At 44.4% G+C, this 18,242-nt stretch carries 19 protein-coding genes; 3 read left to right on the forward strand and 16 right to left on the reverse strand.

The window, feature by feature from the left end; all coding sequences use genetic code 11:
* Positions 1-23 precede the first annotated feature (23 nt).
* The 14 genes from traF to L5L98_RS19815 form a co-directional block, all read right to left on the reverse strand.
* Positions 24-791 carry a type-F conjugative transfer system pilin assembly protein TraF gene (traF, locus tag L5L98_RS19750; RefSeq protein WP_263143024.1) on the reverse strand — a complete coding sequence of 256 codons (768 nt, stop codon included), beginning with the start codon at positions 789-791 and terminating at the stop codon, positions 24-26.
* 104 nt (positions 792-895) lie between these two features.
* Positions 896-2,707 carry a type-F conjugative transfer system mating-pair stabilization protein TraN gene (traN, locus tag L5L98_RS19755; protein ID WP_263143025.1) on the reverse strand — a complete coding sequence of 604 codons (1,812 nt, stop codon included), beginning with the start codon at positions 2,705-2,707 and terminating at the stop codon, positions 896-898.
* Positions 2,704-3,444, reverse strand: a complete 741-nt coding sequence (trbC, locus tag L5L98_RS19760; protein ID WP_263143027.1) for a type-F conjugative transfer system pilin assembly protein TrbC — start codon at positions 3,442-3,444, stop codon at positions 2,704-2,706. Before trbC ends, traN begins: the two co-directional genes overlap by 4 nt.
* Before the next feature lie 22 nt (positions 3,445-3,466).
* Entirely contained in the window at positions 3,467-4,474 is a 1,008-nt protein-coding gene (gene traU, locus L5L98_RS19765; protein ID WP_263143029.1) for a conjugal transfer pilus assembly protein TraU, read from the reverse strand.
* The gene (gene traW, locus L5L98_RS19770) at positions 4,461-5,165 is read right to left on the reverse strand and encodes a type-F conjugative transfer system protein TraW (protein ID WP_063883625.1); all 705 of its coding nucleotides are present in this window, start codon (positions 5,163-5,165) and stop codon (positions 4,461-4,463) included. Before traW ends, traU begins: the two co-directional genes overlap by 14 nt.
* On the reverse strand, positions 5,162-5,533 hold the full coding sequence (trbI, locus tag L5L98_RS19775; protein ID WP_263143031.1) for a type-F conjugative transfer system protein TrbI: 372 nt from the start codon (positions 5,531-5,533) through the stop codon (positions 5,162-5,164). Before trbI ends, traW begins: the two co-directional genes overlap by 4 nt.
* A 1-nt stretch (position 5,534) precedes the next feature.
* Positions 5,535-8,123: a type IV secretion system protein TraC gene (gene traC / locus L5L98_RS19780; protein ID WP_263143034.1), complete on the reverse strand. Its 2,589-nt coding sequence runs from the start codon at positions 8,121-8,123 to the stop codon at positions 5,535-5,537.
* 3 nt (positions 8,124-8,126) lie between these two features.
* Positions 8,127-8,582 carry a type IV conjugative transfer system lipoprotein TraV gene (gene traV, locus L5L98_RS19785; RefSeq protein ID WP_048908712.1) on the reverse strand — a complete coding sequence of 152 codons (456 nt, stop codon included), beginning with the start codon at positions 8,580-8,582 and terminating at the stop codon, positions 8,127-8,129.
* 20 nt (positions 8,583-8,602) lie between these two features.
* Complete coding sequence (locus tag L5L98_RS19790; RefSeq protein ID WP_263143036.1) at positions 8,603-10,135, reverse strand: TrbI/VirB10 family protein; 1,533 nt, start codon at positions 10,133-10,135, stop codon at positions 8,603-8,605.
* Positions 10,132-10,947, reverse strand: a complete 816-nt coding sequence (gene traK / locus L5L98_RS19795) for a type-F conjugative transfer system secretin TraK (RefSeq protein ID WP_014358135.1) — start codon at positions 10,945-10,947, stop codon at positions 10,132-10,134. Before traK ends, L5L98_RS19790 begins: the two co-directional genes overlap by 4 nt.
* Positions 10,947-11,513: a type IV conjugative transfer system protein TraE gene (gene traE / locus L5L98_RS19800; protein WP_263143039.1), complete on the reverse strand. Its 567-nt coding sequence runs from the start codon at positions 11,511-11,513 to the stop codon at positions 10,947-10,949. The genes traK and traE overlap by 1 nt, the downstream gene beginning before the upstream one ends.
* Positions 11,514-11,553: 40 nt before the next feature.
* Entirely contained in the window at positions 11,554-11,856 is a 303-nt protein-coding gene (gene traL / locus L5L98_RS19805) for a type IV conjugative transfer system protein TraL (RefSeq protein WP_115407283.1), read from the reverse strand.
* Positions 11,857-11,859: 3 nt separating this feature from the next.
* A complete protein-coding gene (locus L5L98_RS19810) occupies positions 11,860-12,234 on the reverse strand; it encodes a hypothetical protein (RefSeq protein WP_263143042.1) in 375 nt (124 codons plus the stop codon).
* A 63-nt stretch (positions 12,235-12,297) separates the two neighbouring features.
* Positions 12,298-12,486, reverse strand: coding sequence for a TraY domain-containing protein (locus L5L98_RS19815; protein ID WP_263143044.1), 189 nt, complete (start codon positions 12,484-12,486; stop codon positions 12,298-12,300).
* Positions 12,487-13,589: 1,103 nt separating this feature from the next.
* Here L5L98_RS19815 and L5L98_RS19820 point away from each other — a divergent pair.
* Positions 13,590-14,510 (forward strand): hypothetical protein, encoded by a 921-nt coding sequence (locus L5L98_RS19820; RefSeq protein ID WP_263143046.1) that lies wholly within the window; start codon positions 13,590-13,592, stop codon positions 14,508-14,510.
* A gap of 1,081 nt (positions 14,511-15,591) precedes the next feature.
* Here the strand turns inward: L5L98_RS19820 and L5L98_RS19825 are convergent.
* Positions 15,592-15,936: a hypothetical protein gene (locus L5L98_RS19825; protein ID WP_263143049.1), complete on the reverse strand. Its 345-nt coding sequence runs from the start codon at positions 15,934-15,936 to the stop codon at positions 15,592-15,594.
* Positions 15,933-16,634 carry a ParA family protein gene (locus tag L5L98_RS19830; protein WP_263143050.1) on the reverse strand — a complete coding sequence of 234 codons (702 nt, stop codon included), beginning with the start codon at positions 16,632-16,634 and terminating at the stop codon, positions 15,933-15,935. Before L5L98_RS19830 ends, L5L98_RS19825 begins: the two co-directional genes overlap by 4 nt.
* A gap of 353 nt (positions 16,635-16,987) precedes the next feature.
* On the opposite strand from L5L98_RS19830, the gene L5L98_RS19835 reads away from it, so the two are divergent.
* Both L5L98_RS19835 and L5L98_RS19840 read left to right on the forward strand, forming a co-directional pair.
* Entirely contained in the window at positions 16,988-17,272 is a 285-nt protein-coding gene (locus L5L98_RS19835) for a hypothetical protein (RefSeq protein ID WP_263143051.1), read from the forward strand.
* Positions 17,273-17,955: 683 nt separating this feature from the next.
* Complete coding sequence (locus tag L5L98_RS19840) at positions 17,956-18,171, forward strand: hypothetical protein (protein WP_263143052.1); 216 nt, start codon at positions 17,956-17,958, stop codon at positions 18,169-18,171.
* Positions 18,172-18,242 lie beyond the last annotated feature (71 nt).

The raw sequence follows: 18,242 nt of genomic DNA on the forward strand, positions 1-18,242 counted from the left end.
TGCGTTTCATGGGTATTTTCCGTTTAAAAGTCAGGGGCGAAATCGGTGGCCACGTTCAGGAAGCGGCCAAGTAAATCGTCTTGAGAGATAAAGCCATAAGCGAGCGGTTTCATTTCCCCCGTGCCAGGATTAACTAACACGAGTGCGGGACTAAACGGGACGTTTATGTGCTGGTCGTTTTGGCGGTTCTGCACGATGGCTGGCAGTGCTACACCATCGAGCGTGACGCCAAGTAGCTCAATGCCATGCTCAGTAGCGAACTGCTGCACGCTGGGCGCTAGCGCAATATCAATTTCTTCTTGGCCTTTGTAGACAAAGAACAGCCCCCATCCCGCATCGGCAAGGCTGCGTACTGCGCGCATCTTCTTGTTGCGCTCTAATGATAAATAGGTGCTTCTTGCCGCTTGTTCCGTCGGTCTATCTTTGGTGTAAGACAGCTCAGGGTTATCTAGCAGGACCTTTTTAAAGGTCATGCCGAACTCTGACGATTTATTGCTGACGTACTGATTAAGCAGCATTGCCCTTTCCACTTTCTTGCTGTCTTGGCTGTTTATCGCCGCGTCATTGAGCGTGTCTTGGTAGTAGCTGTGAAACCAATCCATCTGCTCTGTCGGGGTCAGCGTTTGCGTTCGAGTAAGTGTGACGCTTGGCGTTTCGGCCTTTTTAAGTGCTTGCTTCTTGGGGGCGGTCGGTTCGTTATACCAGCGCCAGCCTTGTGCATCCGTTGCGTTTGCGCCGAGGCAAAACGTTGTCAGCATAAGGAACACTAACGCGCTGCGCTTGTTGACCACCGCATCCCCTTTTTTTGTGGACAACCACGCCAACGGCGCGTGGCTTGACCACCGAAAAAAAGGAGATACTGCGGCATGTTGTAAGTGGTCATTTAACAACGTCATCATGGTTTGGTTCCTCCAACCGACTGTTGTAAGCGTTTTTGAATTTCATCTGTGTTGGGCAGTTCGATGGCGTCGTACATGTCTTCATAAAAATCAGAAAAGTCCATTGACGACATATCAATGCGTTGCAGTTCGTTAGGTGAAAAGGCGCTGCAATCAGGATGCTTGGCGCTGCCGAAGTTTTTGCCCAATTGCGCGCGGCCCTCAACCTGCACAATGCGCGCGAGCTTGCTATCAAACGCGCAATAGGCTTTTTTCTTGCGGATACACACACCAAGCACTTTCTCAGCACAATATTGGCCAAGTGATACGGTGAGCTTGTCTTCTTTGGCGGTACCCAGCGCTTTTTCTTCTTCACTGCAGGACGTTAAGCCGATGCCGTTACCCCAACCGCTGTCCTGACAACAATTGCTGATCCCCAGCGCTTTATCGCTGCATTCCATGATGTTGCCTTTGAAAATGATGGCGCTGTTTTCGTTGATGTTGGCTTTGTCTTTCACATCACCGGCTGCGTCACTGACGGCGGCCAGTCCTGCCGCAGCATGGTTAAAGTCAGTGCTGCGAGTGGCAGCAGGATCGTAATAGTCACCACTGAGCGCAAAGCTGTCTGCACCGCAGATAAGGCCCGTATCGCGGCATTGCTGTTTATCACATAGGCGTTGTTGTTTATCTTTAATGCAAACGCCGCCAAGTTGGGTGTCACAACTGGTCGATTGAATGCTGCAATCTGCGAGGGTGGTGCAGGTATTGGGAAAGGCACATTGATAGGTGGTTTGTTCTTTCCAGCAATCCAATGTCACGGCTATCCCATTAATCATGCGCGTTTCTTTACCTTCTACGCATTGAGATTGGACTTGTTGGCACTCAGGAAGAACAGCACCACAGCTGTTGTTGTAACCGACTTCAACATGCGTTTCAGTGGTGATGATAGTGATGGGTAAATTCTGTAACTCAATTTTAAAGTAAAAATCCCAATTTGCACTTATATGAACCGCTAATGGGGATGCTTTAATATCATAATTTTCTGTGGTTAATGAACTGTTTACACTCATTGCGCAAGGTTGATTAGCAACACATGTACCAGGGGCTCTCTCTGTTAGAACATGTCCTATAAACGTACCATTTAATGCAATTGATAATTCGGCATCAATGGCTATAGAACGATACTCACCTTTAAATTGAACACGGACGATCTTAACATTAGGGTTTGGTAATTTAATGTCAATAGTAAACGGTGGTGTGCCAGTTAAGCTGTATGAATGCGCCACTTCCTTAACCGATGTGCTTTTGACAAAGGGTGTTAGGTAGCATTGCACCGGATTATTGGTGGGCAACGTGCAAGAACGTGGCAGAGAATCGACTTCACAAACGAGCCCTTTTTCACAGTCATGATATTTAGATGAAATGCCGTGGCTAATATTGTAAGCATCATTTTGATAGCCAACGGCGGTATGGTATGCCGGATCGTTTTCATCAATCGTCGGGCGGCCATTATTAAAGCCACTCGTCACGGCTTGGGCTTGGCCATCCGTGCTCATGCCTTGCATTTTGGCACTGTCCATGGCGCTCGGGTTGTTGTAGTAACGGCTTTCGCTCGGGTTGGCGACTTCTTGCTGACATGTCGCATCTTTGCATAGGCTGTTAACGTCAAAACCGGTGTAACCCGCTTTGTTCTGATTCTGCTTGATACTGTCTTTGGCCCACTGCACATTATCGCGGTAATCCTTTTCGCTGTTGGCCGCCATAACAGGCAAGGCGGCGCTCAATGTGAGGATGGCACTGAGGATTAAGGCATTATTCAACTGAGTCATTTCGCCCCCTTTGCTAATGTCTTCGCTGCCACATCGGGAATGCTGCCGTGTTGTGCAAGTAAGTTCAGCGCGTCATACAACGAAACGTTGCCGTAAATCACGTCAAAGTCATCGCTGCTGCAGGGCTGTTTTGCCTGACATTTGTTGGGTCTTACAGCAACAAAGGCGGGTACTTGGGTAATGCCGAATTGCGTAAACCACTGGGGATTAATCGCAAAACCGCTCTGTATGGTTTTACCTTTGTTATCGATAAGGTGATTCATCTGTTTAACGGTGGCGGTAAAGCCTTGAGGCAGTACACCGCGCACAATGAGTGGCACCTGTAAGTCTGCGCTTTGCATGAGTAACTGCTGCAAACTGGTCGCAGGCATACCCAACGACACAAATACCATCACACCATTAGCATCGGCACTGGGGTTGGGCTTTGCATCGAGCAATGGTGATAGTGCGTTGTCTAATTGGCCTTTGCTTTGCGCTTCGAACTGACGAGCTTTATCAAACAGCGCGGCTTGGTCTATGTTCAATGGGGGGAATGTGTGACGTTCTCGCATCGACAGCGCTTTTAATTCGTCAATACTGTAATCCGTTTGGGCGAACACCTGTGAAATTGATCCAAGGCACCATAAGCTCACGAGCAGGGCTAAGCCTTTAAATGAACGTGAAAATAGGCTGTTATCCACAATTTTTGTGCATAAAGCGGTATATGTTGTTGGTAATTTGGTCTCAAACTTTTTCATCGAAAATCCCTCTCCTTATTGGTCACAAAAACACGCAATTGCGTTTTTTGAAGTTGATAAAGCCAAAGTTGTCACCCGACACAGGGTTATCGTGGCCACTTTCCCAGATCACCGTTGTCGTGGTGTAAGGGTGCGCCCATAGCGCATCGGGTATGGTGTTGGTCATTTGGTAGCGATAGCGGGATTTGGGCATGAGGGGCATCGGCGTTTGATAGCAAATCGCGCCGTCTTCACCGTGGGATTCCCATACGATGCCTTGGCGATGCAACTTGTAGTTCAGGCGTTCTAAAATCAACGTACCCGCCTGAATGGGCGTGTCGCGGTAATTGGTGGTGCCAGTCAGGGGGTAAGCACTGCCTTGTGAGCCCATACACCAAAACAGAAAATCAAAGGGCAACACACTGTTGGTCGAAGTGGCCACGGCTTCGGTGGCACAAGCGAGTTGTGACACGATATTGCCAAATAAAATGGCTTCGGGATTGAGAATAAAAGACAACTCATCGTCATCCCACAGTGGATCTATCTCTGTTAGGTAAGCGATATCAAAATTGTCCGTGGCCATACAGGCTGCGCTTTGCATAATTTGCAGCCAATAGATCACAGGGTATTTGTACCAGTGCCCATGATAAAACGCGCCATCACTGGCATCGTTATCGCGACTTGTAACGCGACCGCCAATTTGGGGGGAATTACTCATGTCGAGCTTCATGCCCATGTTGACCATGCAGTAAGGGACGCGCGTCACGTCCACTAAGGTATCAGGCTCCCAGTAGCCGATATTCAAGCCAATTTGCATAAAAATAGGCGGCGGTTTGGGACAAAATGAAATGGGTGATACGGGGTTGCGCGTATCGGGTAGGCTCCCAGGAATAATAGGCACACTGCCAATGGTCATCGGGAAGATACACGACCAACAAATGTCGGTCATCGGGTTAACGAACGTACCCGTACAGGCCGCTTGCGCGTTGACTTGTGCGGGAATGACTCCCATTAATAATGCTAAGAGCAGCGCAGGTTTAATGTGTCGCATGGTTTGTTTCCTCCATGAATACGGGGAAATTTGACACATCTATTTCGCGCACTTGCCACATCACCCCCGCTTGCTTAACGACACTCGGCACGCGCTTAAGTGTTAATGCGCGGCTGAGGTTTCCTTGCTGGTCAAAGTAAACGCGCGCATCTAATTGGCCATGCAGTGTTTCGGGTTCGCCGCCCGTTAAAATCCATTTGATGGTGTGTGGCTTGTCATGGGTTGTTGCAAACTCTTTGGCCCATAACACTTGCTGCACATCATCCCCATCAAAAAACACCAGCGTTTTACTGAACTCAAACTTGCCGACGTTGGCCTTTTGCAATGCTGGCCATGTCTTGGTGTCAAATGGGTTTACGCGCGTCCCTTTGGGATAAATCAGGTTGCCCTTTGCATCATTGATATCTTTGGCCAGCGTTAAAGTGGGATCGACTAAAAACACCTCTGGGGTTTTAGTGGTAATGAGCCCCACCGGACGAGGGCGCTTAACACCGGCTTTGACATTCTCTTGGAATTGCTCGCGCATACTGTCTAGCTCACCCGTTTTCTCTAAGGTCTGCAGACGGTTTTCAATCCACTGCAGCATGTCTATTTCAGCAATCGGGAACACTTGTCCCACGGTGCCGATAGACGCAGCCTTGAGCGGTAAGAGTGGGCATAGCGCCAACATCAGAAGCGCGAATTTATTCATTTAGCCGTGACCTCGCTCACTTGGGCGCGGTTTGCCTTGTTTTGCGCTTGAAGGGTTTGCAGTAGTGACTGCTGAATTTCTTGGGTGATATTCACGGCGCCACTGACGACGGCGGGGCTGACTAACACCACGACATGGTTATCAATGGCGTATTGCTGCACCACATCATCGAGTGTTTGGGTAAATCGAGTGATTTCTTTTTCACGCTGTTCGTCGGATAGCTCGCTTTGACCGATAGATTGGTGAAAGCTGGCCACGGTTTCGTTAATGTCATACTCGACAACACTGGGTTCGCGCGTCACCCAGAGGGTTATCATGACGCCCAGCGTCACCAACCATAAAATTGATTGTATGATGGTTTTTTCCATTTTATGCGGCCTCTTTGTGGGTTGCTGCGGCGGACAAAATGGCATCAAAGCGGGCCATATCATCGGGATAGAAATATTGGGCTGTCAGTTCAATGGCATCGAGTAACGGCATGCCGCCTTTAATCAAGTTTTCGCAATATTCAAACTCTTTGGGTTCAGTTGAGAGCATGGCGCGCGACCATGGATCGGCAAAAATCCGGTGAAAGGACACAAGCCCGCCCGCTTTGAGCATGACGCAGGAATGACCCGCATCATTGGCGCGGGGGAATGACTTGATCATGTGTTGCTCGAAAGGCGAGAAGTGGTCAGGATGCTTGTTCAAGAAATCCCCAAAGCCATCACCTTGGCGCAAGGTGATATGAATATCTGAACTGTTCAGTGCCGCTTCGGCCTCGGCGTTGGCAAAGAAGTCGTTCATGCCTTGCGTTACTGTGGCAAAGCTGCCGCCGAACTTACGCACTGTGCGATAACCTTCGTTGATGAAATCCTTACTTTGCGCATTCGCGCCGCTCATGAGCGACCACGCTTCTTCAATCACACAGATTTTCGGAATAGAACGTTGGCCCGATAAGTACATTTGTTGGCTGATCGTCACCATCAACGCGAAAATCACCGGACGTTGTAGCTCGCCTTTAAATCCATCAAGTTCCAGCGTGGTGATATCGATATTGGGATCGAGCATCGAGGGCTTATTGAAAATTGCGCCATGAATGCCGTTAGAGCAGAACTTGTTTAATTGCGCGGCGATATCACTGATACGGGTATCGTCATTTTTTTGTGCGGCAATGTCATAGAGTGCCGTTTGTACATCGTCAATCAGCGTGTCGTTACCGCATTTTTGCCATGCCAGCAAAATAGCATCGCCGAGTAATGCCGTCTGAAATCCGGTGAGCTTTTCATCAGGTGATGCCATGGTAGCGATAAGCGCGGTGATGTTTCCCAACACTTCGGTGATGGGATCAATGGCTTGACCTTCATCATCGAGGATTGGGCCAAAAGTACCCGCATCCCGCACGCTTAATACTTTGCCTAAGTGGGTAAACGGGTTTAGGAAAATCTGCGAACTGTCGAGATAGACGCCGCCTAATGTTTGAGTGAGTTTTTTATAGCTTTGGCCTTTGTCTAAAATCCATGCCTTGCCCCCTTTGGCAAAAATAGATTTCACCAAGGCTTGCATGAAGAATGACTTCCCTGCCCCTGAGCCGCCCGTAATCGCCATGTTGTAGTTATCACTGCCGCAGTTAAACGGATCGAAATAGCTAATTTGATGGCGCATTGTTGGCAAGAGTAGCCCTGCTGATAAGCGTTTGTAGTCTGCAACAATCGGTAAGAAATTCACCAAGTTTGAGGTTTTCATCATGAAACACAGGCCCGCTTTTTGGCTGTCTTTCATAAAGCCTTCGCTCATTGAGAACGGGAGTGTGGACAGGGTGCACATGCCTTGCAGTTTATTGTTTCGGATTAAATCAATGCCTGCCGTGCGGAAGGTCGCAATCGCTTTTGAGGTGTCATGGCGTTGTTTCTCTTCTGTCGTATACAGGGTGACATTCAATGTCATGGTGGTGATTTTAAAGGCGTGTGAGCTGAGTCCTTTTTGTATCTCCTTGCGTTCAGCCAGTTCATCCGCGGCGCTGGGGATTAACAACCGCATAGGGGAGTTGACCGTTTTCGTTAGTGAGCCAATTTTGCTGTCGTTACGGGTGGTTTGCTCACCCGTTTTATTAATATAAAAAGACACGCTGACACGATAAGGACATTGAACACTGTTCATGGTGTAACTGAGTGATGCAATACAGTTGGGAAACGCATATAGCCTAAAGTCGTTCGGCAGCCCCTTTAGCCCAAGATTGATTAAGGTGGTATCGACACTGTTGTCGGATTGCATCGGCGTGTGACGGATATTGACCGAATCACGATTAATGATGAACTCACTGTCAGGGCTGAGAATTTGGGTGTTGAGAGGTTGATACTCGTTATATTTAGCGGGCGAAACGCGATCTTGTTGATGCGAAAAATTTAAATGCTCGCGGCAATGCTCAATCAAATCGTCAGCGCCTAAGCGGCGAATGTGCATGCCTGTTTGCGCCAGCTCTGACTCAATGCCAAGGCGCATATCCAGCAGTGCTGGCATGTCTTCGGTGGTTGAAACAAAGAAAAACCCTTTAGTGTTCTTTAGATCGTAGTGATATGCGCTGCTGAGCTTGGTGCCAAAGCCTTTGGTCGAACTGTGTTTTGCATAGATAGCTTCATTTGAGGCAAATTTATCGCAAATGGCATTGCGGCCACTGAGCAGCGCTTGATTTTGCTCGATGAGCTCACCGACTTGATTATTACCCACCATGACGAATTGATAATGCCATTTGTCGCCCTCTGGCAGTGTGCACACCAAGGCGTTCATGGTTTTGATCAAGTCGTCATTCGCCCCGCCAAACAGCGAAATGGCAAAGCCAAAACCAAGCGAATTGGCGTTTTCAAAGACTTGTTCAGCATCATCATAAATGCGATAGGGCAATTCATGATGCAGATGGTTGTGTTGCTGTTTACTGCTGGCATACAGTGCGCCGAGATCGTTTTTAATACGTTGTTTCATGGCTTAATCCTGCTTGATGTATTTGGCAGGTCTGCCCGTCCAACGGCTCTTATCGACCACGATGTACACATCGCTGGTATCAACGTAATCACCTTGCTCGTTGAGATACGGGAAGATTGTTACTTTTTGGACTGACTCTGAGGTGCGCAGCGGTACACCGTGGCGGTCGCGGCGTGGCAATGGGATAAAGTCTTGTTGTTGGCTCGCGAGCTTGGGAAGTGCAGTTGTGCTTTGGCCGCTTAAGGCCGTCACCGCAGGGCTTTGTGCTTGTGGCTGATTGAACACACCACTGTCAGTGAGTTGCCTCACTTCCATCATGTTAGTACAGCCATTGATGCCGCCGACTTTATCGCATGAATAGTCACTATCCAGCCCCGCCGCACAGCCACTCACTAGCCATGAAGCCAGTGCGATAATACCGGTGTTACGTAATGCATTTTTGCTCATGATTGTGTTCAAAATGTCACTCCTTAAATGAATTAATTCGCACGGCCAAAGGCTGAGTTAACAGGGGGGCGCTGGCCTTGTTGGTTATATTGCTGCTGTGGTGTAGGCGTGTTTGTGCCTTGGGCCTGCGGCTTAATATTCCCTGGCATCTGTTCTAACAGTGGGTTGCTGATAGTGTTGAGGATTTGCGCTGTGGCACTGACAGGATTTTGGGCTTGCTGCGCTAGCGCTTCTTCGTATTCTTGAATGCCAACTGGATCGAGCGGGAAGCCTTTCAAAAACACGATGTTGACGGTATTGCCCGGATTGAGCTCAATAATCGGGTGGTATTGCTCAGCTAATTTGATGTAGTAATCCGCGAGCTTGCTACCCACGCTTGAACTGGCACTGCCGGCTAAGTTGAGCAGTGCATCACTGCCATTGACGCTTGAGGTTGACCCTAGCGCTGAGTTCGATGTGGTTTGGCTCAGTGCCTTACCTGTCTCACCAATGCCCGTCAAAATGCCGCTAATCCCTGCCATCTGAACGATTTTGCCGTTCTTCATAATGGCAGTACCGCGAATACCGTTGCGGCCATAGTTAAATACGGTCGCCTCGACGGGAATGTCGATGATTTCATCTTCAAAAATACAGCTGAGGCGAGTGGTGCGCACAATGCCGCGACTCGATGAGATTTCGCCGTAAGCTGCGCCCAAAATCGTGCAGTTGTTTAGTTTTGAGGGCTTGCCGTTAGGCAGTACACCTTGGTTAATGGTTTGGAATACCATTGGCACGGTATCGCCTTGGCCATTCACACCCGCATTGGCATCTGCGCCGCCTGTGACGACAGCCGTCACAAATGAACCTGCAGGAACATAGTTCTCAGGGGTGCGTTTTTTGGGGAGGTTTTCTTCTGGCGATTCCCAATTTAGTGCAAAGGAATCGATGCCATTTTGGGTTGCAGGTGGCGGGATAGCGCCGCCTTGATAGGGGGCAGCATACCCACTTTGTCCGTCACCCACGCTCGGGCGTGGTGGTAGCGTTTGTTCACCCAAGTAGCGTGTGCTTTGCCTAACGGGATAGGCTGATGCATCAATGCCCTGTGTCGAAAATTCATCGGTGACATTGTTATTGCTATGCTGCATTGCATTTGCGGTAGCGGCATTAATCTTATCATCAATTTTTTCAGATACGGTCAGTTGGAACGTCTCTAAATTACGCTTTAAATCAAGGCGATTAGCTTCATTGCTGCGCTCAATGGCTTCCATGCTTTTCAGCATTTTATCAATCGCTTTCTGCTGCTTATCTAAGGCGATTTGTTGTGCGGTGAGCGCAGACTGATTGTCTTTCTCGGTGAAATCTTTATCAATCACGGCACCAAAATCGATAGGATTGCCCGCTGCGGTTTCAGGGGCACGTTTTGGGGCAGACATATAGGCGTCGCCCGCTAAATAGAGGGCGCCGAGTACCGTGGCCCCAACCCCTGCAATCACCCAATTGCGTTTTTTATTGGCTTCATTTAACGCACTGCCTTGCTCAAAGTCGGCTTCGGGATCTTTTTTGAAGTAGTCTAGGAGTTGCTTCATTGCATGCTCTCCCCGCCCGATACAACAAACAGGTGGCCTGTTTGCTGTGGTGCTAATTCATAGGTTGATAAGGCAGCGGCTCGTGTCGTTGGGGAATAGAACTGCGCCGTGGTGAGGGTGACTGGGAGTGCTGCGTGATTGGTTACGCGATAAATGATGCCGTTGAAATGCTTACCAGTGAACACGAAAGCAGGTTCTGTCGTCAGTTCTGCTGGTTTGGGCATTTGCTCATTTAAGCGAGTAAACATCGCGTCATCGATAGATGTTTCCGTGCCTCTAGGCTCACTGTCTACCGTGGTGCGTTCAAGGTCATCATTGACGACATGCACACGATAACCGTCAATTGGTTTACCCGTGGCGAGGTAGCGGATCATTTGCGCGGTGAACTCGGTCATCATGGTGGGATAAGGGGTTTTCTTATCGAAAACGGAGGGTTGTTCTTCGCGATAATGTTCTGCAGTGAAGATAGAGGTCACGGCAGGAATGGCTTTAGGGCTGATGAATAAGCCGAAATGTCTGCCCTTTTCAGTTGATACATAGGCTGTGAATGGCATGGCCAGATTGAGGTTAACGCGCGCTGCACCGGATTTATCCGATTTCGTGCCAGTGACAACGCAAAATCCTTCTGGACAATCAATCGAGGTGATTTTGTCACCTTCAACGACTAAGCGGTTGATATCAACACTCGACAGCTCGATAGGAACCGTTTCGCTGTCATTGAATCCGTAGTGTTTTGGGGGCGTATTTGCCGCTAACACGCTCATAGGAAAAAGCGCGCAGGCTGCGAAAACAAGTGGGTTAGCAATCTTCATTATTTAACGTCCTTTTGCACTTTCTTAATGGCTTTGAGCGACAGTTGGCCATGGTCATAATTCATGGCAATGATGTAGCTGATGGTTTCGGGTTCTAGCGCGCGTTTGCCCACATATTTGTTTAACGTGCCCGTTATTTTGACGAGACGATCATCAAGGGCTATTTGGGTTTCATTGATGGTGAAGTGACTGCTGATGTTTTGTTTTTTAATCATGGCGGCATCTTCAACCAGTAAAGGTTGCATCTGATGCCAATCAGCTTCATCGATATAGCTTGCGAGCTGTTTGTACTGATGGTCTACCGAAGCGGGCGTGACATTGAGCTTTAGAAAGGCAAAGTATTCGGACATTTGCTGTAAATACGGTTCATCTATAGACGTGTCTGAAACGGTAAAGGCTGCGCTGATGGTCGGTGGCACAACGGTGCGGCTTTTATTGAAGTAAGCCATCCATACAATACTTGCTAGGACCGTGTTACTGATCATGGCTACGGTAAAGCCGATTAACAGAAGCGTGTTGAGGGATTTTGCAATGCGGATAAAGTCGATTTTGTTCTTTTGTAACATGGGGCATCCTTAGGGGGATAGGCCCCCTAATTCACATCATTTAACGTAACCAGTAGCGGCGACAGGCCGCAGGCGTTCGTCTTAAAAATGATGCGCTAAATTCTGCAGGGGCATACCAATAAGCGGTGAGGCGTAACACGCACATGCCGTATTGTGATTTCATTCTGCGCATCCCTAAAAACCATGAAGAGGCTAGCGCCATGCCAATGAGCGCGTGATCCATCATGAATAACACGGCAAAAAACACTAAGGCAGGAACAAGTTCATCCATAGCAAAACCTAATAACGTAGGGGTGTTATTGAGGTGTTTAGGGATGCTAAAAAACTGAGTGGGGTTATCCACGGCCTATAGACCTACAACCTTTAAGGCCACGTTGACGAAGATCATACCAACGACAAAAGCCCCAATAGCTGCGCCCCAGTTTTTGGTTAAAAAGCCAGTAATCGCAGCGGCACATAAACCCACGACGAGAATGGCAAATTGCGCTGTTGAACCTGTGCCAACGGTATCAACAATTTCAGATTTAGCCGGTGCAAAAGGATCAGCAGCATGTACATCCCAAGACATAATCAAAGTAGCAACCACACAAATGATAAATATGCCGATGACACGCATTAGAAATATGGTGCTATCACTAGGTATATGTTTTGCGAGTCTTAGGATTTCTGCGTTTACTTCAGTTTGTTGTGCGCTAGGTTGTTGCGGATTCAGAGTTGTCATATAACACTTCCTTTGCATATATTTAGGTGAGATTTATGTAATTAAATATAATTACTTGTTTAATCATTGTTGGTTAATTGGTTTGGGCGGAGCATCGACAAAAGTTAATAAACTATGTTCAATTCGAAGCTGTATTTCAGCTCGTTTACTACGTGCTGAGCGTTGACATGAATTAACTAATTTATGGTGATATTCACCTTCAAGAATGACTACTATTCTTGAGTGGTTTTTGTTAATTTTTCCATCGGACATGTAATCCTCATTTATATCTAGTTGTGCGACTATCGCGGCGAAGATAATAAATGAAAACAGATCTCGTTATTAGTTAGGAAATTCCTAACTTGAAATATGAATTAAATTGAGTTACGTAATACTTGTATCAATAGTTTATTTAAAAATATTGTTCTAATTTCGTTAGATGATGTGCATCCAAATTCAGCTCTGAGATCTGCAAGGTGCCTTTCAATTGCCGTGCGTGAGCAGTCAGCTTTGGCTTGTAATTGAGATGGTGTCATCCCGAGTGAAAAATCCTTCATCACTTCTAGCTGCCGTGGCGTAAGAGTAGGGAACAACTCCCTAAAAATAGTGATCTCGCTTTTATTTAGAGGCATAATTTTTTTACTTCTTTATTGAAAATTCGATATGTTCTATCATGAATAAAATTACAAGATTACTGTATTACAGAAAGTTACTGTATTACAGTGAGGCGGTCAATACAAAATGAATTATTATGAAAAAAAATTATAACCCTCCTACATCGTCAAAAACTGAGCTAGTGACATTTAGGTGCCCGAAGAAGCTTAAGGAGTTGATGGATAAAGCCGTAAAAGATGGTGAATATCAAACAATTACAGCTTTAACAGTAGAGTCAGTTATGGAAAAATTGAAGTATGACCCCAATTCAGATGCATAGTTGATCTGTTTTGCATTAGCCTTGCAATTTTTTTGATGAGCAATTAAAATACGAAGTAGATTTTGAAGCAAAAGTGCATTACATAGCACGCTACTACATAGTTTTCTATGTAGTGTATTTTTCAAAGTTTAGAGTGTGTTGGGGGTGGTTCCCTGACGTGAAGCATTCGACAACAAAGCCGACTTACCGAATGGGTCGGCTTTTTTGTGCCTAAAATTCAAGACATTGAAAGATCGTTGATCTTTGCGATCGATCATATTATAGTGTTTGGCAATGTTTGAACTAACCATTCAAACAGCCCTAAAACATTCGGAATCAACAATAATGCCTAATTTCTTACATGGCTGCCATTTGCAGCGCAAGATCCATATCCTCAGATACATATACCCTCTATGCCGCCAGATCTCGCGATCTATGCTGAGCTACAGTGGGATAGTGTCTGATGCAAAACTCTAGTCAATCAGATCTTCTCTATTCATCATTTGACGATGAAAACCCGCCCCTATCGTGTTATGAAGCTGATATGTCGCGTCTGGCCACAGAACTGCCAGACGGAGAGGCTTATTCTGTCAATGATGAAACTATTCGGCTAAAAATCGCCAGAAAAGCAGAGCGCGACAAGATAAATTCAGAAATTAAGAGCGTAGCTAACATCGTTATGAAAAAAGGTGTGGCTGTCGGCTTTAAAGCAAAAGTTGCGTCTTATGCTGGATTTAAAGGCAAGCGCTTACCTGACTTTGTGCAAACGTTATTAACGCAATCGAAGTTATTGCCTTACCGTGACGATTTTTTAGATCGTGGTGATGGATTGTGCAGAGGGAAAACTCAGGCACGTTCTAAAGTAATATTAGGCTATATACTGTCTGCATTTGTTGTTAACTGTAATGTCAACAACGGTCATATTGTCATTGCTACTAGACAGGGCGGTAAGAACGTTACTCATGATGAACTCCGTAAAGAAGTGGCCATGCGTCACGGTGTCTACATACCAGAATCAACCTGGTACTTTTACGTTAATCGATTAGTTCAATGCGGCCATATTGAAAGTCATACTGTGAGCATTTATGAAGATGGCCACGTTGCCTCTTTTCATGCAGAAGCGAGCCATAAGTATTTATCAACAAAGCTTATGTCAATGTTGGGTGCTGACCGATTATCTGTAAGAACAGCAGCTGCGAAGCATAACGTAGATCTGAAACTGGCAGGAAAATCATTTAAGCAAAAACCTCGTTACGCGAGTTCACGCTATCGTCGCGATGGTTCTCTTCGTCAAAATATGCCAATCATAAAACCGTCTCAAGAATTGTTGGCACTTATTCGCTCTCATTATGAACGCGAAGCTTACTACGTACCTCCTAACTAATATCTTAGCCTTTTCTCATCACCTACCTATTATCAGTGCTTAACTGATGTTTCTCATGCCTAAATGGCTCTTAAGCCCGTCTTTGACCCAATGTTTGGTGTGTACGTTCATCATTCTTTAACTTCACTGAGTCAAATTACATCGGTTAGATCTCGCTTTATACATAGATGCGTTCATCATCTATATAACTTAGAGTACAAAAAAAAACTGCAAAGTTAGTTGTGATCTTTAGTCTTAAAATCTTTTTCTCTTCCTTTGATTTTTAGCTTTAAAAAATGAAAGATAAAAAGATCTATAGCAGAAGACTTAAAAATGATGACTGATAAATCAGTCGCTTCTACAAAAGATTAAGAGCAGCGCTGTAAGTTATTTTTGTCTACGACCGTTAAACCTCAAACGCGCTGTTAAGATCGTTGCTAAAGAAAAAGCGTCTAGCAGAAGGGATTTTGCAAACAAAGTGCCAAAGTGACGAGAAAGCTCAATGAAACGCTGATTATTAAAAGCAAATGCCATTGAATCATATAAAATGGTTCAACCATTTTATTGAGGTAAATAATAGGTAAGGTTATTAGGCACAGATCTTAAAAGATGAAGGTACTAAGAATTGAAAATAATGGGAAAAGCCTAAGACAGATAAGATGTTTACTCCTGGCCTTTATCTTAGATTAAAGTTAGGGCTCAAGCCCTACCCTCTTCATGCTTAAGTGATATGAGAATTAAACAATTTTAGAAAATAGTACAAATGTAAGTAACTCTAGATGCCATACTTCGGTAAGGCCAATAAAGATAACATTTAGTTATCTTTATTGTAGTTATCTATTAGATAACCGTAGATTGGTTATCTAATAGTTTCCCATTGCTTGGCTATCATCAAATTACGTTGTTTTAATAGTATCGCCTTAAACCAATCTGATTTAGTTCTAAGCCATGCGTTTAAGGTGTCAATAGGTATTGACGGTAAGTCGATTAGACGAGTTTTAGCTATTTCGTTATACTGTGCTCGTGTCATAAGTTGAGAGTCCAATTTTAGGTTGTGGCACTGGCCTGTGGTGATCTGAACCATCACCATGGGCCAACATTTTTATTTAACTAATTCTTCATATTGTACTTTTAAGTGTTCTAATCCCTCCTTTTCAATAAGTGCTAATATCGCGAGTTCCAAGGTCTCCGTATCATATTTATCCATTTCTGTAGCAATAGTTTGAAATAATGCTTTCATCCCTACCCTACATTTTCCGCCAAACTGAGCGGTGTATGGTGAAACTCTTTTTCTCGAACTTTGCCGGCTAACAAATCCAATTTTTTCACTACCTGCATAAACTTCACTTTGTTCTTTTGGTGTTAATCTTTTTGAGTTTGTAGATGTTAATTCAGAAAGATCGATATCATCGTCTAGGATAAGTGGAGCACGTTCTGCTTTTTTCATTTAACTTCTCCTAAATTTGCTTTTAGTAGCTGTTTGACTTCCAAAACTAAAGATTGAACATTATTAGCGGCTTTATCTAAACTTTCTTGCTCTTTTTTCGATTTTGCTTGAACTGAATTGACTGTTCCACCAAATGAAAAAATATTTCTAAATGCTTCTCTGTCTACTAATGCACTCTTGAAAATATCTATTCCGGCTTCGGTAAAGGAATCTGTAAGATATTTGCTAGTTTTAGTAATTATGGCAGCCTGAGTTCTAACAAATAGTACGGAAAATGGAATGTTCCGTTTAGCTATTCTAGATGCGTAACGGATTGTTTTAACAGTTTTAATTGCCTCTTTAGCGTCATTTTGAGAAGCTTGGCACGGTATAATTACCAAGTCTGAGCTGCTTACTGCACCAACAACTGCACTGCTAGCAACACCTTCTAGATCGACTAGAACGAATTGTGCTTGTGTTTGTGCTAACTCAATAACATCGAGGATCGTATCTTCGGTAACATTTTCATATAAGACTATATTTGATGGCACACCCTCAAGTTTTGCCCATGCTGCGCTGTGTTGATTAGGGTCAGCATCAATCAATGCTACTTTGATATTTTTATTTAGGCCTTGTCGTGCTAGTTCCCCAGCCAACAAAACGATTGAAGTAGTCTTGCCTGCACCGCCTTTACTTGAAGCACATGAGATAACTGGCATATTCATTCCTTATTAAAAAGATAACTGTTAGTTATCTTAATTGTCTATGTCTAAAGATAACCAAAAGTTACCCTCAAAAAAGATAACTAAGTGATAACCTTTTAGGCGGATAACCTTTAGATACCTATTAGCTAACTTTAACACACCTGATAGTTATGTAAAGGATAACCAATAGATAACCGCAAATAAGTTATGTAATAGGTAACTTTAAGATAACCGATGTTTGGTTATCTAATGGGTAACTCCATATGTGACGCATTGCATTTTTGTAAGCAATAGATAACTTTTACCTTGATTTACTTGAACTTAACCACAATATAATATGTGTTGGACTAACTAAATTTAGGATAAGTATGAAATATTTATTAGGATTAATGATTGCGGTATTGAGTGTTTCGGCGTTAGCGAATGAAAATCCATTGATAAAAAAAATCGAGTGCGCAGTACAGGATTGTAATTTGTTGTGTATGAACACAGCTAACCAATGGATGAAAATAGAGGAAGGGGCAAAGACTATAATTGTTAGTTACTATGACAATGGTAATACTGAGTTTCTACTAAAAAGAGGTGTTAGCGGAGATAAGATCGTTCTCATTGGCCCGAATAATTTACAGTGTAAAATTGATGGTATTCAGTAGATTTTCATCATTAATCACTCTAAGACAGACTGATTCCCTTGTCAGACTTCCTAGTCTGGTTCATAAAGAAATCCTGTCATTCTAAGTAGGCTTGGGACTAACACGCTTTTGCAACAAAGTGTGTTAGAGGAGCTGAAACATCAATGTTCTTTGTTTAAACAAGATTACTAAGTAGATTTCGGATGTGTAGCTAAGCTGGTTGCAAAACACGAAGCGCTTAGCTTGTGTTACAAAGAACTTTTCGCACCCGATATTCACGGCGTTAACCAAAATGTCCTTATGGCCTTTGCGCTACACACGAGTTCGTCTCGTGCATTTATCAACACATTGGCGAGCTCATCCACCACTACAGAAGCACATTTGAGTTCAGTTTCTGCTATTCACGAAACTGAGCCGTCGTACAATGGTATTCAAAATTTCTTGGTTTTAAGCGTTATAAAATCGAAATTGAAGCGTGATATCTAAAATTATTTTAAAAATAACTACTTAAATGTTATCGTGATTGAATTGGATAGTAAAATCTACATATACACTTTTAATGATGGTGAATTTGCTATAAAGCTGATAACTTGCAATAAATTCAAAAAGTTAAGATTAATTTAACAGGGTTTGTTGCGAGTAATTACTATATGTAGGTTATGCCTTATTTTATCGATTACTACAGTTATATTTTGGTGGGTGTAATGAGAAAATTATTTATAAGTAACAGCGATCAAATAATTGATTTAGAGGGTGTAATAGCCATCGAAAACATTATTGATAATGCTAACGAATTACAATATGTTGAGTTTACACTAGTTACTGGAAAAGTGATTAGAAGCCTTCATAAAACAGATGAGGGTGCAATCAAAGAAAAATGGGACGCTTACGAGGCTATGAGAATTAATGACGTTTCTTAATGATAGTTAAGAAATACGGTTGAACTTAAAATAAGTTAAGTAAGGTGGTTTGAGGAAATTGGATTTTGGAA

The sequence above is a fragment of the Shewanella sp. SM23 genome (genome assembly GCF_025654295.1).
In the GTDB taxonomy this organism is placed as follows: Bacteria; Pseudomonadota; Gammaproteobacteria; order Enterobacterales; family Shewanellaceae; genus Shewanella; species Shewanella oncorhynchi.